This window comes from Nostoc sp., from assembly GCF_036917675.1.
Lineage (GTDB): Bacteria > Cyanobacteriota > Cyanobacteriia > Cyanobacteriales > Nostocaceae > Nostoc.
In genome coordinates, this window is record NZ_JBALCT010000064.1 from 125,172 (window position 1) to 148,791 (window position 23,620).

General features: G+C 41.7%; 14 protein-coding genes and 1 pseudogene. 4 read left to right on the forward strand and 11 right to left on the reverse strand.

The features are described 5' to 3' along the window. The first annotated feature begins 361 nt into the window (after positions 1–361). Complete coding sequence (locus tag V7K31_RS24410; protein WP_292720957.1) at positions 362–631, forward strand: hypothetical protein; 270 nt, start codon at positions 362–364, stop codon at positions 629–631. A 420-nt stretch (positions 632–1,051) separates the two neighbouring features. Here V7K31_RS24410 and ilvB read toward each other — a convergent pair whose 3' ends face one another. The 3 genes from ilvB to V7K31_RS24425 form a co-directional block, all read right to left on the reverse strand. Further along, positions 1,052–2,965 carry a biosynthetic-type acetolactate synthase large subunit gene (gene ilvB / locus V7K31_RS24415; protein WP_335097443.1) on the reverse strand — a complete coding sequence of 638 codons (1,914 nt, stop codon included), beginning with the start codon at positions 2,963–2,965 and terminating at the stop codon, positions 1,052–1,054. A 132-nt stretch (positions 2,966–3,097) separates the two neighbouring features. Next, positions 3,098–4,360, reverse strand: a complete 1,263-nt coding sequence (locus V7K31_RS24420) for an MFS transporter (RefSeq protein ID WP_335097771.1) — start codon at positions 4,358–4,360, stop codon at positions 3,098–3,100. Positions 4,361–4,510: 150 nt separating this feature from the next. Beyond that, positions 4,511–5,104, reverse strand: coding sequence for a hypothetical protein (locus tag V7K31_RS24425; RefSeq protein ID WP_335097444.1), 594 nt, complete (start codon positions 5,102–5,104; stop codon positions 4,511–4,513). Positions 5,105–5,280: 176 nt separating this feature from the next. Here V7K31_RS24425 and V7K31_RS24430 point away from each other — a divergent pair, with 176 nt between their 5' ends. The 3 genes from V7K31_RS24430 (at position 5,281) to V7K31_RS24440 (ending at position 9,428) form a co-directional block, all read left to right on the forward strand. Next, a complete protein-coding gene (locus tag V7K31_RS24430; RefSeq protein WP_335097446.1) occupies positions 5,281–6,261 on the forward strand; it encodes an ABC transporter substrate-binding protein in 981 nt (326 codons plus the stop codon). A 9-nt stretch (positions 6,262–6,270) separates the two neighbouring features. Further along, on the forward strand, positions 6,271–8,064 hold the full coding sequence (locus V7K31_RS24435; protein WP_335097447.1) for a diguanylate cyclase domain-containing protein: 1,794 nt from the start codon (positions 6,271–6,273) through the stop codon (positions 8,062–8,064). Positions 8,065–8,315: 251 nt separating this feature from the next. Next, a complete protein-coding gene (locus V7K31_RS24440; protein ID WP_335097450.1) occupies positions 8,316–9,428 on the forward strand; it encodes a ferrochelatase in 1,113 nt (370 codons plus the stop codon). A gap of 212 nt (positions 9,429–9,640) precedes the next feature. On the opposite strand, the gene V7K31_RS24445 is transcribed toward V7K31_RS24440, so the two are convergent. From V7K31_RS24445 to V7K31_RS24480, 8 genes and pseudogenes are all read right to left on the reverse strand, one after another. Next, a complete protein-coding gene (locus tag V7K31_RS24445) occupies positions 9,641–10,987 on the reverse strand; it encodes a glutamate-cysteine ligase family protein (RefSeq protein WP_335097453.1) in 1,347 nt (448 codons plus the stop codon). Between the two features lie 232 nt (positions 10,988–11,219). Next, positions 11,220–12,392, reverse strand: a complete 1,173-nt coding sequence (locus V7K31_RS24450; protein WP_335097456.1) for an RNA-guided endonuclease InsQ/TnpB family protein — start codon at positions 12,390–12,392, stop codon at positions 11,220–11,222. Further along, positions 12,379–12,564, reverse strand: a pseudogene (locus V7K31_RS24455) (IS607 family transposase); the annotation flags it as partial. The pseudogene V7K31_RS24455 and the gene V7K31_RS24450, both read right to left, overlap by 14 nt. Positions 12,565–12,728: 164 nt before the next feature. Continuing rightward, entirely contained in the window at positions 12,729–14,864 is a 2,136-nt protein-coding gene (locus V7K31_RS24460) for an acylase (protein ID WP_335097458.1), read from the reverse strand. A 135-nt stretch (positions 14,865–14,999) separates the two neighbouring features. After that, positions 15,000–15,224 (reverse strand): MbtH family protein, encoded by a 225-nt coding sequence (locus V7K31_RS24465; protein ID WP_335097460.1) that lies wholly within the window; start codon positions 15,222–15,224, stop codon positions 15,000–15,002. 132 nt (positions 15,225–15,356) lie between these two features. Continuing rightward, positions 15,357–16,112, reverse strand: a complete 756-nt coding sequence (locus tag V7K31_RS24470; protein ID WP_335097463.1) for a class I SAM-dependent DNA methyltransferase — start codon at positions 16,110–16,112, stop codon at positions 15,357–15,359. Between the two features lie 182 nt (positions 16,113–16,294). Then, positions 16,295–17,743, reverse strand: coding sequence for an aspartate aminotransferase family protein (locus V7K31_RS24475; protein WP_335097465.1), 1,449 nt, complete (start codon positions 17,741–17,743; stop codon positions 16,295–16,297). Positions 17,744–17,976: 233 nt separating this feature from the next. Beyond that, positions 17,977–23,610, reverse strand: a complete 5,634-nt coding sequence (locus V7K31_RS24480; RefSeq protein ID WP_335097468.1) for an aminotransferase class III-fold pyridoxal phosphate-dependent enzyme — start codon at positions 23,608–23,610, stop codon at positions 17,977–17,979. Positions 23,611–23,620: the final 10 nt, after the last annotated feature.

Here is a 23,620-nt window from a genome sequence, read left to right on the forward strand (position 1 = left end):
GAATGGAATAGATAAATTTGGCGTTGGCTTTGTCTGCACTTCGGCATACTTCGACACTTCGACAAGCTCAGTGCATCGCTGCGCTCAGTACAAGAGGCTCTGTTACCACCGTAGGCATCGCCCTTTGATTATTCGCATCTCGATTCAAACATAGCCCCTAAAACAATGAGGTGTCGCACGGGAATATCACTTATGCACGCCTGTATGCTGATACTAATGGTCTATCTTCCCTAATTTCTCACTCAGATATCGCCCAGTTTAGTACAAATATACTATAATCTAGATAGCGTCCACAAAGCCTAGCCAAATGCATAACGGCTGTGTGAAAACCTTCTGGAAGATGGATTCAAGGGTTAGTTCGATGATGAAGCATTACATTCTCAACCTCAATCCGACTGCCAAGCATGAATGGGATCGGTGTATTTTACGTGATCCTCTGACTGCTAAACGCCCAGACATTGCCAAATTAATTGCGGAAGCGGTTGGTGCTGATACAGGCAGTTATTTGGTGAGCGTGAATATCGAAGTTCAAGTTTTGCAGCAAGCCGCAGTACCTCAAGCAGAACAACTCTCGCTTTCATTTCCAGAGGTGAGTGTGCCGTCACAACCACAACTGCGGGAAGTAGCTTGAGCTATAGTGCAGAGTTTAGTAGAGAATAATTAGCCTGTATAAGCAGGCTTACTTCGTGTAGCCGCAGACTTCAGTCTGACGGCTAACGAAATCATGGGTAGATGAAGCTTCAACAATATTATCCTCAATTTCCGAAAAATTAGGGGATGAAAATTGATTTAGTCAATTACTAAAGAAATATCTCTTTACTTCAACCGAATCAGGAAGATTAAGTAATGCCTACGGTATGGTTAATTATGAAAAACTCCACCCACTCTTGGGATGGAGTTTTTGGGCATTCAGAATTTTGAACCTCGCATGACTAAAAGTCACGCGATTCCTGCTTCATAGATCCCTGCCTAAATTGCTCCAGGTTTTATGGGTTCTCCACAGGCGAATTGATGAGTCTCCGACGCACCGGCGGCGACTTATCAAAAAGCGTTACAACTTTGTCCCACACTCAGCGCAGAAGTTGTGAATAGGAGCATTTTTTGCACTACAGTGGCTACAATATACTGCTTCTACTGCGGCTTTTGGCGCTTGCTTCTGCAAACCGACCATTTGAGCGTTGCTCTTGCCAGGGATTACCATTGGATAGCAGTTTTCGTCTCTGGTGACGTGGACATTCACGATTACCGGGCCGTTATGTGACAGCATTTCGGCGATCGCATCTTTCAATTCACTGCGATCGCTGATTACCATACCCTTAATACCATAGGCTTTTGCCAATAACTCTACGTCTGGCATCCCTACTTCCATGTTTGAGCATGAGTAACGCTCACCATAGAAGGCTTGCTGCCACTGGCGCACCATCCCTTGCCAGCCGTTATTAATAATTAGTGTCTTGACATTTATCCCATACTGTGCTAGTGTGCCAAGCTCCTGTAAACACATTTGGAAACTAGCATCACCGCTAATACAGATAACTTCTTCATCAGGAAACGCCACTTTCGCGCCCATTGCCGCAGGTAAGCCAAAACCCATCGTTCCCAAACCTGCACTAGAAATCCAGCGTCTTGGGCCATTCTTCAGGAATTGTGCTGCCCACATTTGATGTTGTCCGACATCTGTGGTGTAGAAAGCGTGGGGTGCTTGGCGACTGACTTCTACAATCACTTCTTGGGGTGAAATGCTGTCGGCATGGTGCGGCACTATTAGAGGATATTCTTCGCGCCAACGGTTAACTAAATTTAACCACTCTTGGTTTTGATTCGGTGTAGCCTTGACTCCTGTTTCTTGGCATCGACGCAACAAGTCTACTAACACGTTCCGCACATCGCCGACGATAGGCACTTCGGGAATGCGGTTTTTGCCGACTTCTGCCGGATCGATGTCGATGTGAATTACTTTGGCGCGGGAGGCGAATTCGTCTAATTTACCTGTAACGCGATCGTCAAATCTCGCACCGACGCAAATCAGCAAGTCACAATCACTAACGGCGAAGTTAGCGTAAGCAGTGCCGTGCATCCCTAACATTCCCAAAGCTAGGGGATGATGTTCGTCAAATGCCCCGATCCCCATTAAGGTTGTGGTGACAGGGATATTGAATAATTCAGCTAATTCTTTTACTTCTTCATGGGCACCAGCTGCGATCGCGCCACCACCGACATACAATAGCGGACGGCGACTTTCAGTAATCAACTGAATCGCGGCATTAATTTGCCGAGGATTTCCCTTGACTGTGGGACGATAACCGCGTAACTTCACTGAACCTGGTTTCACAGGTACATAGTCAAATTCTTCTAAAGCTACATCTTTGGGGACATCAATCAAAACTGGCCCCGGACGCCCAGTGCTAGCGATGTGAAAGGCTTCGGCGACAATTCGCGCCATATCTTTGGGATCACGCACTACATAGGAGTGCTTGACGATTGGTAAGGTAATTCCGTAAATATCAGTTTCCTGAAACGCATCTGTACCAATCGACGGACGTGCTACCTGTCCTGTAACCACAACCATCGGGATCGAGTCCATGTAAGCTGTGGCGATGCCTGTCACCAAGTTAGTTGCTCCTGGGCCAGAAGTGCCAAAGCATACTCCTACTTTCCCTGTGGCACGGGCGTAACCATCAGCAGCGTGGGCTGCACCTTGCTCGTGTCTCACGAGAATGTGCTTCATAGCGCCAGTTGCTTGCACCTTATACAGGTCGTCGTAAATTGGGAGAATTGCCCCACCAGGATAACCGAAAATATAATCAACGCCGTGGCGATGAAGGCTGTCAAGCAGAGCAAAACCTCCAGATGCACGTTTGGGCACGACTGAGGGGCTAGAAGTACGAGACTGTTTGTGATTCTCGATTTGTGGCAGACTAATTTGGGAAGGCGATTCTCCTGCGGAGACACTTTGTGAACGCACGGTCAAACCTCAGACTATAGCTAAAATTAATGCTGAATTCTGTAGTTAATATTTCATTTTAATTGAAAAGCTCAATCAAAATCTGATAATTTTATATATCAAATATAAAGTTAGATTATTAGCCTACATTAATTAAATAACGTCTTGCAAGACATTGCGGGTATTTTTCCAAGCCCAAACCCCGACAACTGCAACCACAAGGCTCATTCCTACAAGTACAAATCGCAAGCCCAGAGCATCAGTTAATGGCCCAGTAATCGCCAGAGGTAAGGCCAGAGCGATGTTGACGGCATGATTTTGAAAGCCAAATACTTTACCGTGCATGGTAGGTGGTGTTTGCTGTTGAATCAAAGTTTGCATGGGCACACCAATTAAAGCAGCACCTACACCCAAAAATGCACATAGTGCTAGCGCCAGCAATAAGTTGTGTGTAAAAGTGAACACCCCTAAAACTAGTGCAATCATCAAAAATCCAACTAAAGGTAGGGGCTTGTGATGAAATTTCTCACCCCAGTGACCTAAAATCGCCGCACCAAATACCATACCCACCCCTGCTGCTGCCAAGAAAAAGCCAAACTGTTTTTCTTTTAGACCAAACTCCTCGGCTAATCGAATCGTCAGCACTGTTAAGGCTGCAAACACACAATATAAAGTTGTCAGTTGCAGCATGGCGTTCAAGATCAAAGGGTTTTTCTTGAGATAGCGTAGGCTCTCGGTGAATTCAGCCCAAGGGTTATTTGATGCCCGATTTTCCTTCGGTTTTTTGGGTTCTTTAAACTTAATCGGCTGGATGATCGCAGCCGATAATATGTATAATCCACCAACCACAAGCTCTTGACCGTATTCTTCTCCCATCAAGCTTTTCGCCAAACTCAAAATCGGCTCTCCGATCGCAAAGCCAACAATTAAAGCTCCCATCATCGTACTGGTAAACAGTGCATTGGCTGCCAACAAATTCTCTCGCTTCACCAATAAGGGAATGGCTGCTTGTTCGGCTGGTGCAAAAAACTGCGTCACCGTGGAAATAGCAAAAGTCAGGATTAACAGAATCACGAACTCTCGTGGTAACAAGGGAAGACACAGCGTCAATATTCCCCGCACGACATCTGAGCCGACCAGAATCAGCTTTTTTGGGAAGCGGTCAACAAAGATCCCGCCAGCAGAGCCGAACAAAATTGCTGGTATTGTAAAGGACAGCATCAAAGTTGAGTACATTGAGTTTTGTGCCAACCCAGGAAGCGGTGGGTAATTCTCCAAGAGAGCAATCAGCAAAACGAAGAAAACCTTATCTGCTAACTGGGACAACAGTTGCCCAATCCACAGGAGCATAAAACCACGGTTTTTTAGCAGTGCGCTAAACCCATTATTAACAGCAGCAGGTTCAGTTGGAAACATTAAATACTTTCTTTGGGTAGATGGGCATTGGGCATGGGGCATTGGGCATTGGGCATTGGGGAGAATAACAGACGCGAGGAACATCGCGTCTCTACTCCTAATTCCTCACTCCTAACTCCTCACTCCTGTTTACTTACTCCATTGTCCGGATTAATTTGCTTCATAGCGCTTTAACAGCATAAGCAAAAACTCATCTGCTGTCAGACGACCTTTGGGTGGAGAAATTCCAATGGATGAATCTACCCAGCAGCCTTGTACAGTTTGGGGGGATTTCCACATTGACAAATGATCAACTGCTGGCTGGGCATAAAAATTATTTTGCCCACTACCTAGCAAACAGGAACTCCAATGGGTGAAATAATCATGGCTCATCCGATGAATCGGAAAATTACCCTGTAGTGGTACTCCCCATCCATCTATAGCAATAAACGCTTTGACATGACCACCTAAGAGCTGCCACAGATATGCTGCTCCTATTGCCCCAACTACTCCAGCACTAAAGCTAATGAATATAAGTGGTGATTTTAGCTGATCTCCCAAGCGATACCTGCGGTGAGCTACGCTAACGCGCAAAAACTCCAAGATGTGAAATGCTGATAAAACCAAAACATCTTTACCCGGATAAATCAGTATATTTGCGGTGGTAGGGGCGATCGCGCTATTAGAAACCATATCTAATAATCTTGATCTAAAGCTTTCAGTTAAATCTGGCTCATGGATTCCAGGGCAAATAATTATACTCATCTGTCTATTCTGAAAATTGGGCATTGGAAGATTTTCTCATAACGCTGTTCCTGACCGCCCAGGTCGCAGTGAAGCTTACGTATTTACTGTAGACCTTTTGAATATATTAATGCTTAATTGAATAGCTCCCGTAGCGTTTTCAATTTATCAGAATTTGGTTAAGGAGAAAATATTCTATGTTTAAACTACTTAGATACATTAGTATTTTTCTCATTACTGCCTGTTTGCTATTTGCTTGTCATGCTTCGGCACCGACTGAATTCAAACGCTCTCCCTTGAAAGTGGCATTTGGATCTTTTGTTGGCGAGTATCCAGGCATCATTGCTCAAGAAAAAGGATTCTTCAAAGCCCAAGGGGTAGATGTGGAACTAATTTCTAAACGATACACCCAATTGGAAAGAGCAAATTTCAGTGCGGGTAAGTATGATGGTATTACATCTTCCTTGGGAAGTTTTATAATCTTGAGTGCCACAAATTCTGATATACAAAGCGTGCTTGTTATAGATGAATCAACAGGAGCAGATGTGGTAGTAGCCCAATCACAAATAAAAACCGTCGCTGACTTGAAAGGGAAAAAACTGGGCGCAAATCTAGGCGGTTTTAGCGAAGTTTTCGTGACTGAGATGTTGAAAACTGCCAACTTAACCAGCGATGATGTGAACTTGGTTAAATTAGAGGCTTTAGAAATTCATCAACGCCTGAAAAATAATGTTATTCAAGCCGGACATACTTGGGAACCCTATCTTTCTGAAGCTATTAAATTAGGGGGACATATTCTATTTACCAGCAAACAAACCCCTGGCTTGATTTTAGATATAATAATCTTTCGCGGTGATACAATCCGCGATCGCCCCGAAGACATTCGTGCATTTGTACGAGGATGGCTGCAAGCCTCGACCTACTGGAAAGCAAATGTTCAGGAAGGAAACGCTATCATCAGCAAAGCGTTAAAAATTCCTAGCAATACACTCTCTCTGGAGGGAGTAAACCTAACTGATTTAGGTGAAAATAAAAAATTATTTCAATCTAGCAACCCTAACTACATCTACAAAACTGCCAAGATATATGCAGACTTTTTTATTCGCTCTGGAAACGTAACGCGCATTCCAGAGCTAGAAAGTTTGTTTAATTCTTCCTTCTTGAACCCTGCCTCCTAGTTTAAAGCCATGCAGCACTCTCTTTTGGGCGGCATCCGTACAAAGTTGATCGCTTGGTTTCTCATTGTTGCTTTAATTCCGTTGCTGTTATTGGCATTTATCAACAAACACACAACTGAAAAAGCACTAACTGACGACGCTCGACAAGCCCTATCTGCGGCGGCTAACGAAACCACTAACAGAATAGATGCTTTTATTGATGGAAATCTCAATTCCGTGCGCGTAGAGGCACTTTTACCAGGTTTGGCACGCTACCTCAGCCTAACTCCAAAACAGCGAGATGACAGCCCCGAAATGCAATTGGCGACAGAAACATTAATCAGTCTCAGTCGCAAAGATATGCTCAATATTCTCTCATACGCTTTGCTCGACTTAAACGGTAAAAATGTATTGGATACACATACACTAGACATTATCAAAGATGAATCAGTTGAAGATTATTTTAAAAACCCACTGAAAACTGGGTCATCCTTCGTTTCTAGCATGAAGCGATCGCCGATAATTCCTGACCTTGTTACCCTCTTTTTTAGCAGTCCGGTTCGCAATGCCAAAGGAGATATATTGGGTGTATTGCGTGTTTCATACGATGCTACTGTTGTTCAGCAGTTAGTAACTCGACAAACTGAACGGGCTGGGGCAAAATCCTTTGCTATTCTTTTAGATGAAAATAATATTTATCTGGCACATAGCACTGCACCAAAACTACTTTTTAAATTAATTGTGCCTCTGCCTTTGGATGTTGTAACTCAACTACAACGAGAAGGGCGTTTGCCTAATTATCCTGTTAAAGAATTGGCAACTAATGAGTCAAAACTTAAGCAAGCATTGGATAATAAACAGTTGTATTTAATTGCATCTTTAGAAGGAACAGGTAATCAGGTTAATCTGATTGTGCTCGCTCGTTTAAAATATAAACCTTGGTCTGTGTTGTTCGCACAGCCCCTTGCTGTTGCCCTAGCACCTGTAGAAAAGCAAATTCGTGACGCAATATTTCTATTTGCAATTATCGCTTCAGTAGTGACAATCATCGCTTTTGCCATTGGGCAACTGCTAACAATGCCAATAATTTACCTTACCAATATAGTTTTCCAGTTTACCGCAGGTAACTTAGATATCCGCGCCAAAATTAGCTCAAAAGACGAAATAGGTCAACTGGCGAAATCGTTTAACAACATGGCATTTCAGTTACAAACATCTTTTGAAACTTTGGAAAAACGGGTACAAGAAAGAACAGCAGAGTTAGTAATTGCTAAAGAAAAAGCAGAAGATGCAAATCAGAAACTAGAACAACTGGTAAATCTAGATGGTTTGACTCAGGTAGCTAACCGTCGCTGCTTCGATGGACGACTGCAAGCAGAATGGAAACGCCTTGCACAAGAACAACAACCCCTGTCACTGATTTTATTCGATGTTGATAAATTCAAATCTTACAACGACTACTATGGTCATGTTGAAGGCGATCATTGTCTAATTAGAATAGCGCAAACAGCGCAACAGATGGTTCGTTATCCTACTGATCTAGTGGCGCGTTACGGAGGAGAAGAATTTTCGGTACTCCTCCCCAATACTGACTTAGTAGGAGCGATCAAAGTAGCACAAAGAATTCAGCAAGCAATTCACGATCAGTCCATTCCCCATACACAGTCTGATATTAGGGATATCGTCACAGTTAGTTTGGGTATTACTTCTGTCATACCCACTTGCGACATCAAGCCAGATACACTCATCATTTCAGCCGACAAAGCCATGTACAATGCCAAACAACAGGGGCGCGATCGCTATTGTACTTATTTAGATATATAACGCCGTGTGCGACTTTCTCTCAAACCTAAGCGATCGCTTGATGCAACAACTCTATTCTTTTTGATGATGAAACCGAATTTCTAAGAAATGTCATAAATAATACCTAATAATCACTTAGATCTTGTATCTCTTTTGATTTCCCACCTATCCTATCCCCCTGGATGGGATAATATGTTACTAGTAGGGAAAATGTGCAAGCTATTCCCTAACTTTATATTTCTCTGCACTCTGGTTATATTGAGGAACTAATTGTGGTTGCCACGCCGGAAAAAGTACAACACACCCACGAGCAATTATCAGGTAAAGACCGTGTAGCCGTACTGCTTATGGGCTACGGCGAAGTCGAAAGCTACGAAGATTTCGCCAACTATAACGAACAGGCTTTAAATCTACTGACAGCAAAATTTGCTCCAGTACCAACCTGGATTTATCCCCCCCTAGCAAAGCTTTTGGCGCTATTTGACCGTCATGAGTGGGGACATACACATCACGATTTTATCTCCCCACACAATGCCATCTTTGAACAGCAGCGTGCTGGGATTGAGAAGCATTTACAAGAAAAATGGGGTGATAATGTTCAAGTTTTCAAGGCTTTCAACTTCTGCGCCCCTTTCCTACCTAATCAAGTCTTGGCAGAAATCAAAAACCAAGGCTTCGATAAGCTGCTAATCTATCCATTGCTGGTTGTTGATTCTATCTTCACCAGTGGGATTGCGATCGAGCAAGTTAACAACGCTCTGGTTGAGTTAACTGATGGTGAAGAACACTGGGTTAAAGGACAGCGCTACATTCCTTCTTTTTTCAACGAACCAGCCTACATCGATTTAATGGCTCATCTGGTTGAGGAGAAAATTGCTGATTTAGCCGCAGCTTATCTACCTTCTCAAATCGGCATTGTGTTAATGAACCACGGTTGTCCCCATAAAGCCAAAGGATTTACTTCTGGGATTGCCGAAAGTGAAGGGATGTATGATTTGGTTCGAGATAAGTTAATTAATCGCTATCCCTTAATCTCGGTGGGTTGGCTAAATCACGATACACCTTTAATTGATTGGACACAGCCAAATGCAGAGCAAGCTGCAAGTAACCTGATTCAATTAGGTGCGAAAGTGGTAATTTTTATGCCAATTGGCTTTGCTACAGAAAACCACGAAACTTTATTGGATGTACACCATATCATGCATGCTTTAGAAAAACAGCATCCTGGTACGAACTACGTGCAAATGGCTTGCGTCAATGACCATCCAGAATTTTTGGCGATGGCGGCCCAATGGGCTGATCCTTATATTGCACAGCTGTTGTCAGACCAAACTTTGGCAGTTAATCCCCAACTAGCTGGGCATCATCATCACCACCATCATTAAGTTTTGTAGGGTAGGCAAAGGCTTTACCCACCCTACATTTATGGTGTACTCAGTTGACACTCCCACGCTTCAAAGCGTGGGATTTTTGATTTAAAACTGGGCTTTCTCTTTGCCTTGCTTAGGTCTTATATCTTCATATCGCACCGTTGCAGACGCCTCCTCAAGCTGAAATTTCCGTCTGCTCCACGGTACTGAGATATAATTATTTTTATTTAATCCTGCTGTAGTAACAATCGTTCATCAGTATCCAACGCTGCTAGGGGATTTTCTGTGTCTATCCATGAAACCTGTTCTTCTAGCTTGTCACAACAAGAGCGCACTAAATGTAAACCAGCATCTAATGGAAGTTGAGCAGTTGTCTGTGTAAACTCTTGCAATATTCCAGCTTCTATCGTCTGATAGCGATCGAGGTGTTTGCTCAGTTTTGCTAGAAAATTTGCTCCTTCGCCACCCTCTGCGCTGGCAAATTGCAAAATTGAATCGACGTAAGCCTTAACTTTGGGATTTTTAACTCCCTCTGTAGCTGAGGTATAGAGCAGTTCACCATTTAGATATTCAAAATCTGGTACATACAGGTTAGAGCCAACTAGTTCAAATATCTGCATTTCTTTAGCTGGTCTAACCGTTAGCTTCTCCCGCCTGACTCGATTAGCCGCCTTCTCAAGCAATGCAATTACAGCTAAAGTTATTGATGGATAGTTACTATCTATACATCTAATTTCAACAGTGCCGAGTTTGTTGAGTCTAACTGGATTCCAAGCTGACTTGAGTAAGCTGACTTCTGCTTCTAATATCAGGTTCGGTTCAATTCCGGCTTTTTCCATCGCTTGCAACCAAGCATAGTAACGAGCAAAGTGCTGTTCAACTAAACCCTCTACACTTAATCCATAAGGCATGAGTCCGCCGACAGGCTGTAAATGAGTGTAAACTCCTTCCCAGCCAAAGGTTTCACTACCTCGATAACGAATTGTGTGCGCGGCTAGCCCGATCGCCTGTCCTTCATAATAGGGACACGCCCGCGTTAGGGAAATGAGTGCTGAGTCGCAAGCTGTAGCTAAATTATAGATATTTAGTAGTTCTTCTCGCTCTGCTGATGTCGAGTTGTAGGAGACTGCAACACTAGGGTCAATTACCCCAGGCGGGACTTCTAAATGCAGGTGTGTACCTGTACATTTGGCGGCGTGCAAGAATTTCTCATAGCCGACAGTCCGCGCTTGGATATGGTAATTAGGGTGATCCCGCATAACTGGTGTAATATGCAAAGGGTAGCTAGACAGAGGGTAAAGGCGTAAACCCATCTGTTGCGCCACACAAAGCGCCAATTTGAGATGTTTGAGATAAACTTTTGCTAGTTCTGTACCAGTGTCGGCAGGAGGTGTGTTAATTTCTACCATGCTTTTGACGAACTCTGGCACAAAGTACTTTGGGTCTAAACCTTGTGTTTGCGCCATTAAGTGGCAATCTTTCAAAAACTCATCGGCGCGATCGCTCAGATAACCAGCCTCATCTACCAGAAAAAATTCTTGCTCAAGACCGATACGACGCTTTACTACATTCATCTAAACCTCCGCAAGGGTAATCCCGCCACCATCCCTACACAAACAACAAATTTAGACTCGCTCACAAACTGAATAGAAACCATCCAGTTACCCAGATATTCGTTGCATACTCGCTCTGTTTGAGCCAAGCAGATTGTATTACCGTGTTAGTGGTGGTGGACACACAATCAAATTGTGTTTTCTGCCGATTTAACCAAGACGAGAAAATCATATCACGTCCGCTCTCTGAAACTTACTCAATTCTACTTTCGTAGTTTTGAAGTTCGGTTTCTAGCTTGGAGCATGGGAGCGGTGAGCCATCGCTAGACTTGCACGATTGAGCTATCCGTGCGTAGTTTAAAATATTAATGCTGGCGTTCAAGTCACGGTCAATAGAAAGATTACAATGTGTGCAATCATAGTGACGCTGACTTAAAGGCATCGATTGTTTAGCGCCACAATCAGAGCAAAGTTGACTTGATGGAAACCATCTATCGACCAAACACAGTTTAGACCCATACCACTGGGTTTTATACTCTAGCTGACGCTTAAACTCGTAGAATCCACAATCACTAATTGCACCAGCTAGTTTGTGGTTTTTGAGCATACCCTGCACATTTAAATCTTCGACCCATACCTCGCTGTGGTTCTTGGCAAGGTAGGTAGTTATTTTATGCAGACTATCTGAACGGATATTGCTAATTCTGTAATGACATCTTGCTAACTTGAGTTTGGTCTGATCACGATTCTTTCCTCCTTTAGTTCGACGACATAATTCTTTCTGGAGTTTTGCTAATTTGCATTTACTTTTTCTATAAGCTTTCGAGTTAGGTGCAACAAAACCATTAGAGCAAGTAGCTAGGATATTAATCCCCAGGTCTACTCCTACAGGTTCGCCCAATAGCTGATTATTGATCGGTGTGGTGTCTAACTTAAAAGCAACAAACCATTTGCCAGCCCGTTTACTGATAGTGACATTTTTAGGGGAAGCTCCTGTTAATCGTTCATGACATTTCACCCACCCTAATCTTGGCAGTTTAATTTTATTCCCACTGATTTTAATACTTCCTTCTAGATAAAAACTATCTCGAATATTCTTTTTTTTGAACTTTGGGAAGCCAGTACCTTTGACTTGATGCATTCTCTTGAACGCCTTAATCAAATTTCTCAACGCTTCCTGGGGAGCGCACTTGGAGACTTCATAGTACCAAGGCAAGGCAACTTTTACCGAAGCTACTAGCAATTTATGTAAGTCGATTGCTGTTGGAAATTTAATTTTATCTGTGGGATTAGCCTTATTGTGGTTGAGGAGTTCTTTAAGTACAGCTAGACCCCAATTATAAGCATGACGGCTTGTACCAGCGTGTCTGGCACATAGGGATGATTGTTTATTATTTAGGTCTAACTCTGTTTTAAAGCTTCTCACTAATCGCTCTTAACTCCTCAACTATCTTCTTGTTCTTATGACTTCTGCTCCCATATAACCTAGCGGCAAACACTGTAATAATTTCTAAAACATCTGATGCTAAATCCTCTTCAAAACTAGCATCCTCTGTGCGGTTAATAATTACTACTTCTGTCCCGAATTGTTCACATAAACCCAACGAATAATTAGCCGTAGGTCATTTAACGGGACTTAAACAAAATATTAAGCCCAAATAAAGCCTAAACTGGCTTTGTAAGCAGCAAATACGTCACGATTGAGGGTTAACCAATCGAAAAATCGCTCTTGTCATAACCGTTCTAAAGGCTTCATTGGATTTTAGAATATCTTGCGTTCAGTCAAATGGGATAGAACATCCTGGTGTAAGTGCCAAACTTGTCGTAACTGTTTGCGGGCTAAAAATTGCAACTGGTCGCTAACATTGGGTGAACCTGGTTGAGTTGCATTACCATAACTGGTAAGCGCCATCGCTTTTACAGGTTGAGAAAATTCAATTGCAGCAACATAAGAATCACCAGAAACAGATTTGAAGCGCCCGTTTGATAGTGGAACAAAATTGAGGACGCGGAAAATACCAAGTCCGCCATCACCACCATTTGCAGGCAAATCGACATTACCAGACTGTAGCCGGAAAACATCTCCCCACGCTACATCTAGCCGTCCATAAGTTTTTTCCACCTTAGCTGCAACAGTTAAGAGTGTTGTGACTGCACTTTGAGGATTAGCCAAGCCATCAGGTGTAGTGCGTGGGGAGTCTTCACTCCAGGGTTTGCTAAATACACTATCGAAGTCTATCGCGTCCACCCAAGCAGCGAATAGTACTGCACCTCGGCTATCTGCATTCGCTTGTCGATCCCAAGCTGACAGTACATCAGCAGCTGGACGAGCTAATTCGCCTCCGTACTTCCGGGCTGCTGGAATCAAGTCATCCAAAAGGCGATCTGCCAGTTCCATACGTGTTGAATGTTTATAGGAAATCATTTCAGCAAAAGAGATTTTGTCATCTTCTGCTAGCATCCGCACAGAACGTTGTGATCGGAACTCCATTGGCCCGCGCGGTGCCATATAAGGCGGATAATTATCTGGATTGAGAACCTCCGGAAATGTTGTTGTCCAAGGTGGGTCATTTGTATTTTGTAACCAGCCGCTTTTTGGATCAATTACGCGCGGTAGATCCTGATATGGATGATTTTTCGTCCACAAGGTTTTAGATGTATCACCAGGAATTAAACCTTGCCAGTATTCAAAATTACCTTGTTGACGAATTGGCACTTGACCGTTAAAAAGGTGCATAATGTGCCCTTCTCGGTCTGCATACATCACCGTGAACATCGGTAGTTGTAACCGTTTTAGTACAGCTTGAAACTGGGTAAGGTTTTGGGAGCGTGCCATATCCCACCACTGCTGTAGTACACCTGGTTGGTCAAGACCTACAACACGCAGTGCTACAGTTTTACCGTCTTTCTGTGATATAACAGGTCCGTGGACAGAACTGCGGATTAAAAGTTTTTTTGATCCCAGGGTACCGTCTTTTTGTTTTACTTTCAAAGATACGGTTTTTGTCCCAAAAGCTTTAACTTTACCATCGAAGCGATAACCATTGTCAGCTAGTTTTAGTTCGTAGGTATCCCAGCCATCAAGGGTGTTTACTGTATGAGTCCAACCCAAATTATCATTAAAGGCGATCGCTAAAACGGGAATTCCTACCAGTGTTGCCCCGTAAGCATTAATTCCTGGTGCAGTAATCTGTGCTTCATACCACAGAAATAAATCTGACCAAGGCAGATGTGGGTTAGCCAGCAGCATAGCATGACCATTTTCAGAATGTGAGGGTGCGATCGCCCAACCATTAGACCCTGCTTGTGACTCCTTTTTCGTTACACCTGCGGCTTCTTCTGGATTGACAATAAAAGTGAAATTCATTACCCGCATCAGGTGAGCCAGCACATCCTCGCCTTTAACTGGTAACACAATCTCAACTTCATCAGCAATCAAATCTTTATGTTTTTGAGCATAAGTGTTAATTCCAGTCGCAAAAGCATCAAGATAGCGGCGAAACTTTGGACTTTGAGCCAAATACCAAGAATGCGATCGTTCTGGTACTCCCATAGTTTGTACCCAACGATCTGATTCTAAGTACTTTTCTCCCCAATATTCGGCAGCACGTCCTCTTGCTTGTCCGTAGAGATGCAAAAGCAGGTTGCCATGACTCTGCATCTGCGCCCAACCGAAAGCTTGGAAGGCACCTTGGTTATTTTTGCCATAAATATGCGGTACACCATAAGTATCCCAGAGTATTTCAGTTGTTTTTGGTGAAGAGCTAAGGCTTTGGTTTCCTACTACCAAAACAAATATGAGCGCGAGTAAAAACGGTAAAACTCTCAAGATATAGTGTTTATTGCCAAAAGGCTTTAAACCTATAAAACGAAACAATTGTATTTTGCTAATAAACATTAGAGTTAATGAATGGGGACTGTTGACTAATCCCCAATAATTTAGACTGTCGATTTGTCTAGATAGGCTAAAAAAGAGGTAGCAATGTCTATGACAGGCTGTTCAGTAATAACTTGTAGCCGCTTCAAACAATGCCTAAGTCTGATGAGCAGATTCTTCCATTTTCTTCTTGAGGCTTAGAGGTCTCATATCTGTCCATACTTCCTTAATATATTCAAGGCATTCTTGCTTGAGACCAGTTTTGCCTGCATCTCTCCAGCCAAGAGGGTTTTCTCGGTCAGCAGGCCAAATGGAATACTGTTCTTCATCATTTACTACAACTTTGTAAACTATGGTGTCTTCTATATTTTCTCTGTTCATTGTTATCTCCCGTCAATTTATTGGTTCTAGTTTGTACAACAATTATTAAGCCAATATTTCAGCTATGTCTCAAAAGAAACTCGCAAACTCATTTATAATTGCTAATTTACATTATTTATTTACGTAGTTATTCTATGCTTTACGAGCAACAAAGTAAACAAAATCATCTGATTCAGTTAATTCTAAAATTCCTTGATGATTATAAACATTAACTTCCGTAAAACCCACATTTTCAAGAATATCTTCAACTTCTGACTGAGAATAGCCTTTCACTGGACAAGTAAGGTCTGAACGTTGCCAACCTGTTTCTAGCAACTGAAATATGGCTATTTTTAACCAGCTGGTGTTATTTTTTTGATTGTGACTTCTAGATATAGCTAAAGCGTATTCATCTTCGATGTAACCTTCAACGAGAGTACCTTTCAGGTCATATAACTGATAACCTTTTTCTAGATTCAAATCGAATATAAACAAGCTATTCTCTAGCAAAGCTGTGTACACATTTTCAAAAACTTTTTTCAGTTCTTCAATATTCATAATATGGTTGAAGCCAGCACTTGTGGAAATAACTGCATCAAAAGTAGGCGGTAATTTAAATGAGCGTGCATCATCTACAATAAAGTTACCACTGGGCGCATTCTTCCGAGCATAATCCACCATCTTCTCAGAGCCATCAATTCCAGTTAATTGATAGCCTTTTCTGATTAGCTGTTGTGCCACTTGTCCTGTACCACAACAGAGATCAAGAATATGCGCTTTATTAGGAAGATGTTGTAGTAGCAGTTTTTCTAAAATCGGTAATCTATGATTGCAATATGTTGTCCCTAATGTTTTGTCATAAACCCAAGCCCAAGCATCAAATTCTGAATATCGATTTAATAAAGACATAAAAGCTTTCTCCTTGCTCTAAATCAAGTTAAACAGCTACCAATGTAAGTAATTAAGATTTTGACATTACTTATCTAACAATCATCTGATATGCATCTAATTTAGATAATCTGACTGCTTTATATAAATTTAGCCTAATTAGCTGAAATTAAATTCACTCTTTCACTTGATAAATTAATAAACTAAGTATTTAAAAACCCACCTTCTCTGAGTTCATGGACACTATCCTTAACAGCCTGAATAATAAAATCAATATCTTCCTCTGTATGGGCTTGGGACAAAAAACCATCACTTTTTGGCATGAGAACTCCTCTATCAATCATGTGATTAAATATGAGTCGCAGACCTATGAAGAATGTAGGCTCTTTTAGAAGAGCAGAAGTTTCTGATAAATTCACATTGAAAAATGAGCCAAAATTTGACAATTGCATAGGTAGTTTTTCAACTTCAAAGTAAGCATTCATTCTTACTATAAAATCCGAGGTACGTTGGTTCAACTGTTCCTGTAGGGTTGCTCCTTGCATTTTTAAATACTGTAATAAAGCACGCGCAGCAGCCAAAGAGAGAGAATGTCTACAATAGCTAGTTCCTGACCAAGTAATTGGGACATCAGGAGAAGACATATCACCGTAATTCCACATCCCGCCATCAATTCTATCCATATAAATAGCTTTACCAGCTACAGCTGCTAAGGGCATACCACCACCAACTATTTTTCCGTATGTTGCTATATCGGCTTCAACTCCAAACCATGCTTGCGCCCCACCTGGATGAATTCTAAAGCCAGTATTCATTTCATCAAAGATTAATGGTATCCCTAATGCTTTGGTTAATTGCCGTAGTTGCTGAATAAATGCTTTGGGTTGAAAGCCAAGTCGGTGTTGCTGTACAGGTTCAACGAGAACAGCAGCTAATTCTTGCTCATGGACTTTAATTATCTCTAACGACTGAGGACTACCGTACTCTAGAACCAAAACATCTTCAGCAACATTTTGTGTTACTCCCGGATACTCTGGAACTCCTCTAGGATTACCATCTGTGCCCTCTGCTTTCACCAAAGTTCCATCAAAAATACCATGATAAGAACCCGAAAATAGCACAATTTTGCTACGATTTGTTGCTGCTCGTGCTACTCGCAGTGCTAGCATCATTGCTTCCGTGCCTACACTACAAAAAGTTACCCGTTCCATCCCTGTCAGTTCAGAAATTAACTCAGCAACTTCACCAGCCAGCGCTGCTTGTGGGCCGGTTTGTATGCCATACTCAAGTTGCTCAGAAATAGCTTTTTTGATAAACGGCGGATTGTAACCACATAAATGTATTCCATATCCACCAGTGAGGTCGATATATTCGTTACCATCAACATCCCACATTCTAGAGCCTAGAGAACGTTCGGTAAGAATGGGATAGAACATTTCTTTAAAAAGTAAATTGAACCCCACAGAACCCCTGTTATTTGCAAAAACAGGACGATATTTCTGAGCAAGTTGTTTTGATGTTTTTGTTCGTTCAGTGTAACGTGCTATTAAAGTCTCTAAATGCTTCTGTTGACGAGGATTGAATTGTATTTGTACAACATCATCGTGTATTTTTTCTGAAATTGTATTAGTTTGAAATTCAAGTTGTTGCATATTAGATTTGCTGGTATTCATCAAAGTTTAATTTTGGTGGTAGCGTCAGTTCTGGTAGTGTTACTTAACTTATATCTTGCACTTACCAATCTCCCGCCAAAAAATAAATTTCTTGGCTAATAGCTGAAGTCCAGCTTTTGTGGACTAAAACTCTTGATCAGTCGTCTAAAGACGATTTTAGATATGAGTCGAGGAATAAATTATTAGGCAGATTTTGCAACTGGTGCAAGATATCAATTAACAAGTAGTCTATGCTCTGACTGATTTAGGTATGTATTTAACTGCTTTGCTAAGACTTGGACGTCAGGCTTGGCAAGCATCGTGTAATGATTACCTGGAATTGTATAGATTTCCAGTGGTTCAGAAGATAGCTTGCTCCAGCCCCAGCTAGGGTCATTGGGATAATTAAAACCTTCATTGCTATCGCTGGCTCGCAAGAGAATCATTTGGTTGGAATATACTTGTGCTACATAGTTCCAACTTGCTTGGAGGTTGCTTTGATAAACTTTCAGAAAGAGGCAAAAGTTATGAAAACTAAAATTAGCTGGTATTAAGTTAGCGATTCGCAACTGCTCGAAAACATAATTCAATTGCTCGTCATACTGCATTTGTTGGAAATACTCATACGATACCGAGATAGTTTTCCCCGCCGAACTGGCAAGATCATATGCGAAACTAGCTAAAATTCGAGATTCATCATTCTGTTGAGCAATTATAGGTTGATTGTGAGAATTGGGTGCAACATTATCTAATAAGATTAGTAGAGGCACCTGATCATCTTGCTTTTGCAATTGTTGAGCCATCTCAAAAGCTACAAAGGTTCCCAGTGACCACCCTCCTAAATAGTATGGGCCTTTCGGTTGTACAGTACGCATTGCTGCAATATAGTGAGTAGCCATATCTTCAATACATGTATATGGTTCACATTCTCCAAAAAGACTCGGTGCTTGCAGTCCATAAAAGGGTTGCTCTGAATCTAAACAACGCGCTAATTCTTTGTAGCAAAAAATATTGCCTCCGATAGGATGAATGAAGAATAAAGGTCTTTTAGAGCCTTGGGGTTGAATTGTGACAAGAGACGCTTCAAGTTGTTTTTGGCTCAAATTATTTGTTGAAAAACCGGAAGTAGTGTAACTATTGTTTGTAGAAGTAGGCGCAGGTTGTAAAAGTTCACCTGCTTGCATTTCTACTACACTTTCTTTGACTGCCTGGAGGATATATTCTATATCTTCCTCAGTATGTGCTGTAGATAAATAAAAATTGCGCCCTTCCCAGGCATAAACTCCTTTTTCCAGCAAGTAGTAATAGAATAAATTGCCTATAACAGAATTGTTAGGGAAAGTAAAACGGAAAAGTGAGCCAAAATTAACAACTCGAATCGATACTTGTTCTTGGGAAAAGTAACTATTAAGAGCCTCTACTAAGTTTGCTGTTTTTTGAGTTAGTTCTTCCTGAAGTTTAGACCCATAATTCTTAATGTGATTCAGTGCAGCCCAAGCAGCAGCCATTGCCAGAGGATGTTTAAAAAAAGTACCTGCAAAAAAGGTGCTTTTTGCTTGAGGATAAGACTCATCACCATAGTTCCACATACCACCATCTAATGCATCCATGAAAGCAGCTTTGCCAGCTATCACCCCAATCGGCATACCAGCAGCAACCGCCTTGCCGTAGGTAGTGATATCTGCTTGAATGTCCCACAATCCTTGAATACCAGCTGAGTGCATCCGAAAGCCGGTAATCACTTCATCAAAAATTAATACAATTCCTGTCTCTTGGGTTAGTTGCCTTAACTGACATAGAAACTCTTGAGGTTGCAAATCTGGACGACTGCTTTGTATTGGTTCAACTAGAACCGCTGCTAATTCGTGGGCATGAGCTTGGATAATATCTAATGATTCGGGAGTGTCATAGTTGAGAATGATGACATTTTCAGCCATATACTGTGGAATTCCTGAAGCTTTTGGCACAGAACAGAGCTTTCCATCAGCAGTCATCACTCCCTTGATTAAAACCTCGTCCAAGTTGCCATGATAAGAACCAGCAAATAAAGCGATTTTAGAGCGTCCTGTAGCAGTGCGTGCTAGGCGTATCGCTCCCATTACTGCCTCTGTGCCCGTGTTACATAAAGCCGCTCGTTCTGCACCTGTCAATTCACAGATTAATTTTGCTACTTCACCAGCAAGACGCGATTGTGGGCCATGCAGTATGCCATGTTGAATCTGTTGCTGTAGTGCTTCGATAATAAAAGATGGCGAATGACCAAATAAAAGCGTGCCAAATCCCATAGAGATATCTACATATTCATTGCCATCAACATCCCAAAGTCTGGCTCCCTTTCCACGCTGTCCGTGGATTGGATATATCATCTCTTTAATACCAGGAAAAAACCCTGTAACGGCTCTGCTATTGGCATGATAGGAACGATAATCTTGTGAAAGCCGTTTGGATTCTTGGGTTTTGGTAACAAAACGTGTAATTAATGCATCTAAATGTTTCTGTTGATGGGGAGTCAACAGAGCCATTGACTCTTTTTGAGTAGCTGAGAAAGTGGGAGTAATTTTCTGATTTTTATGCTGATGATCAGGCTCTACTTTAGTTGATGTAGATGTTAAGTCTGTATTCTGGCTACTTGAAATTTGAGCAACTTGATCATTCGGATGAACAGAAGAAGGTAAAGTTTTATTTGATGAACCTTTCTGAGGTAATAAGTCTACCAATTTAGACATTACCTGAAGATGCTGTACAATAATCTGCTCAATATTACTATTTCCAGGTTGTTCCTCTTTCTGATCAACTGCTTGCATAAAAGGATTTGTAACTGATAATGGTGTTACTGTGGGTATTGATTCTTCAGGTAAAACTACCGTTAGTTCTTCTTGAGGTTCATCTTTAGCTATGTAATTTGCTAGGGAATCAATTGTCAGTGAATCTTCAAGAAATATGTGAAAAGGAATTTGCACATCTAACTGTTCTTGAATAGCGCGATTAATTTGTAGTAATAAAAGAGAGTCTACACCTATTTCGGCAAAAGGAGTGTAAATATTAATTTCAGATGATTCTATTCCAATAGAATGACTTAAAATTTCTTTCAGTATTGACAGAATTTTCTTAGATTGAGAAGGTTTATTTATAAATGTTGTTTGTGACACGATAATTTCTTTTTCAGAAGATGAATTATATTCATTATTGATCAAAGGTTCAACCCAGTATCTTTTTCGCTCAAAAGGATATGTGGGCAAGGCAATACGATAAGGTTGTTCATGGGCATAAAATTCTGACCAATCTACCTGAATGCCCTCTAACCAGAGTTGCGAGAGTGTATTGAGCAAGAAGGCTACATCTGATTCTTGATTCTGTGGATGTCTGAGTGAAGAAAGAACTATTTGATCCCCTACCTTTTGCTTATTAACTAAGGTAGTTAATGTTCGTCCTGGGCCTACTTCTAAAATAATTTGCTCTGGCTGTTGCAGGATTTTAGCAATTCCCTCGCTAAAATGCACTGTTTGACGGAGATGTTTTACCCAATATTTCGAGTCTGTTGCTTGTGCTGCGGTTATCCAAGTACCTATGACATTTGAGACAAAAGGAATTTTGGGAGAATTCAGTCTGATTTTGTTGACCTGTTCCTGGAATGGCTCTAGAATCGAGTCCATCATGTGGGAATGAAAAGCATGAGAAGTATGCAGGCGGCGACAATCTACACCTTGCTTGGTAAATCGGTTTTGTAATTCTTCAACCGCTGCTTCTGTTCCAGAAACCACACACAAATTTGGACTATTGATTACAGCTAGGGAAAGTTTTTCATTCAATAGGGGTTTAATTTTTTGTTCTGACATTGGTACAGCTAACATTGTCCCTGACGGAAGTTGCTGTATCAATTTGCCGCGAATCGCTACTAACATTAGTGCGTCTTCTAAGGAGAACACACCAGCAACAGTTGCAGCTACATACTCTCCAATACTGTGACCAATCATCGCGCTAGGATGTATACCCCAAGCCATCCATAACTGAGCTAAAGCATACTCAATTACAAATAGTGCTGGCTGGGTTATATAGGTTTGCTGTAACTGTACAGCAGCAGTTTCTTGTTGTTCTACGTGCGGGTACAGAATGCTAAGTAAATCTATTTCTAAAAGAGGTTTGAGTAATTCACAACAGTAGTCTACTTGTTCTCGGAAGATAGGCTCTGTTTGGTACAACTCTCTACCCATGTCCACATACTGAGTACCTTGTCCGGGAAACATGAATGTTACTTGTCGCGTAGACAGTTCGGTGTAGCGAGTCAAAATTCGTTGCGAATCTTTTGCTTGTAAAACTTTCACTCCATCGTCAAGGTTGTGGCAAACTACTATTCGGCGATGCTCAAAAGCTCTACGACCCATACAGAGCGTGTAAGCAACATCAGCCAAATTTAAGTCTGGATGCTGCTGCAAGTGTTGGACTAAGTTTGCTGTGGCAGTTTCTAAGGCTGTACTGGTTTTAGCAGAGACTACCAACAACTGATAATCTCTCCGCTGTTGTAGAGTTCCCCTGTTCAATAACTCTACAACAGGGGCTTCTTCAAGAATGACATGGGCATTGGTACCACCAATACCAAAAGAACTAACTCCCGCATAGCGGGGAGTACAATCTGACTTCCATTGTGAAAGCGTGGTATTAACGTAGAAGGGGCTGTTCGCAAAGTCAATTTTGGGATTAGGCTGCTGGAAATGGAGACTAGGAGGTATTTGTTGATGTTTAAGCGCTAAAACTGTCTTGATTAAACCTGTGACACCAGCGGCAGTATCTAGATGTCCGACATTAGTTTTCACCGAACCAATTGCACAGGAAGCTTTTTTATCAGTACGAGTGCCAAAAGCTTGTGTCAGTGCGGCAATTTCGATCGGATCTCCTAGAACTGTTCCCGTACCATGAGCTTCTATATAGCTAATCTTTTCTGGCGAGATTCTAGCTACAGCAAGTGCTTCGGCTATGACTTTGGCTTGACCTTCAATACTGGGAGCGGTATAGCCAACTTTTGAAGAACCATCATTATTAATAGCAGAGGCTTTGACAATAGCATGAATGGTATCTCGATCTGCGATCGCATCTTCTAACCGCTTTAGAACTACAATACCCACACCGTTACCACTCACTGTTCCTTGTGCCAAGGCATCAAAAGCACGGCAGTGTCCATCAGGAGACAAAATACTCCCTTCCTGATAAGGATAGCCAGTTTTGTGCGGTACTGTGATGGAAACCCCACCAGCCAAAGCCATATCACTTTCGCCGTTGAGTAAGCTTTGACAAGCGAGATGAACCGCAACTAATGAAGTAGAACAAGAGGTTTGAACATTAATACTCGGCCCCTTCAAATTCAATTTATAAGATATCTGCGTGGGCAAGAAATCTTGACTATTTGCGATCGCAATTTGCTTGCCACCCACTGATTCTATAATCTTGCGATTTGAATAAAGATTTGACAAAAAGTAACTGCTCATGCTCGCACCAGCATAAACACCAATACGACCTAAATACGTTTCACAGTCATAGCCAGCATTTTCCAGAGCATTCCACGCACACTCAAGCAAGAAACGGTGTTGAGGGTCAGTAATTTCCGCTTCTCTGGGCTTAAAATTAAAGAATGAAGCGTCAAACAAATCTATATCATCTAATATACCTCCTGCTTTCACATAATTAGGTTGATTCAACAAACGAGGTTTTACTCCGGAATTTATCAACTCTTCATCAGAAAAAAAAGAAATTGACTCTACACCATCTCGCAGATTTTGCCAAAATTCATCAATATTCTTAGCTCCCGGAAAACAACCTGCTATTCCAACTATGGCTATTTTATCGAGACAATCATATGTATTTGAGTTATTCATTTGGAAACTC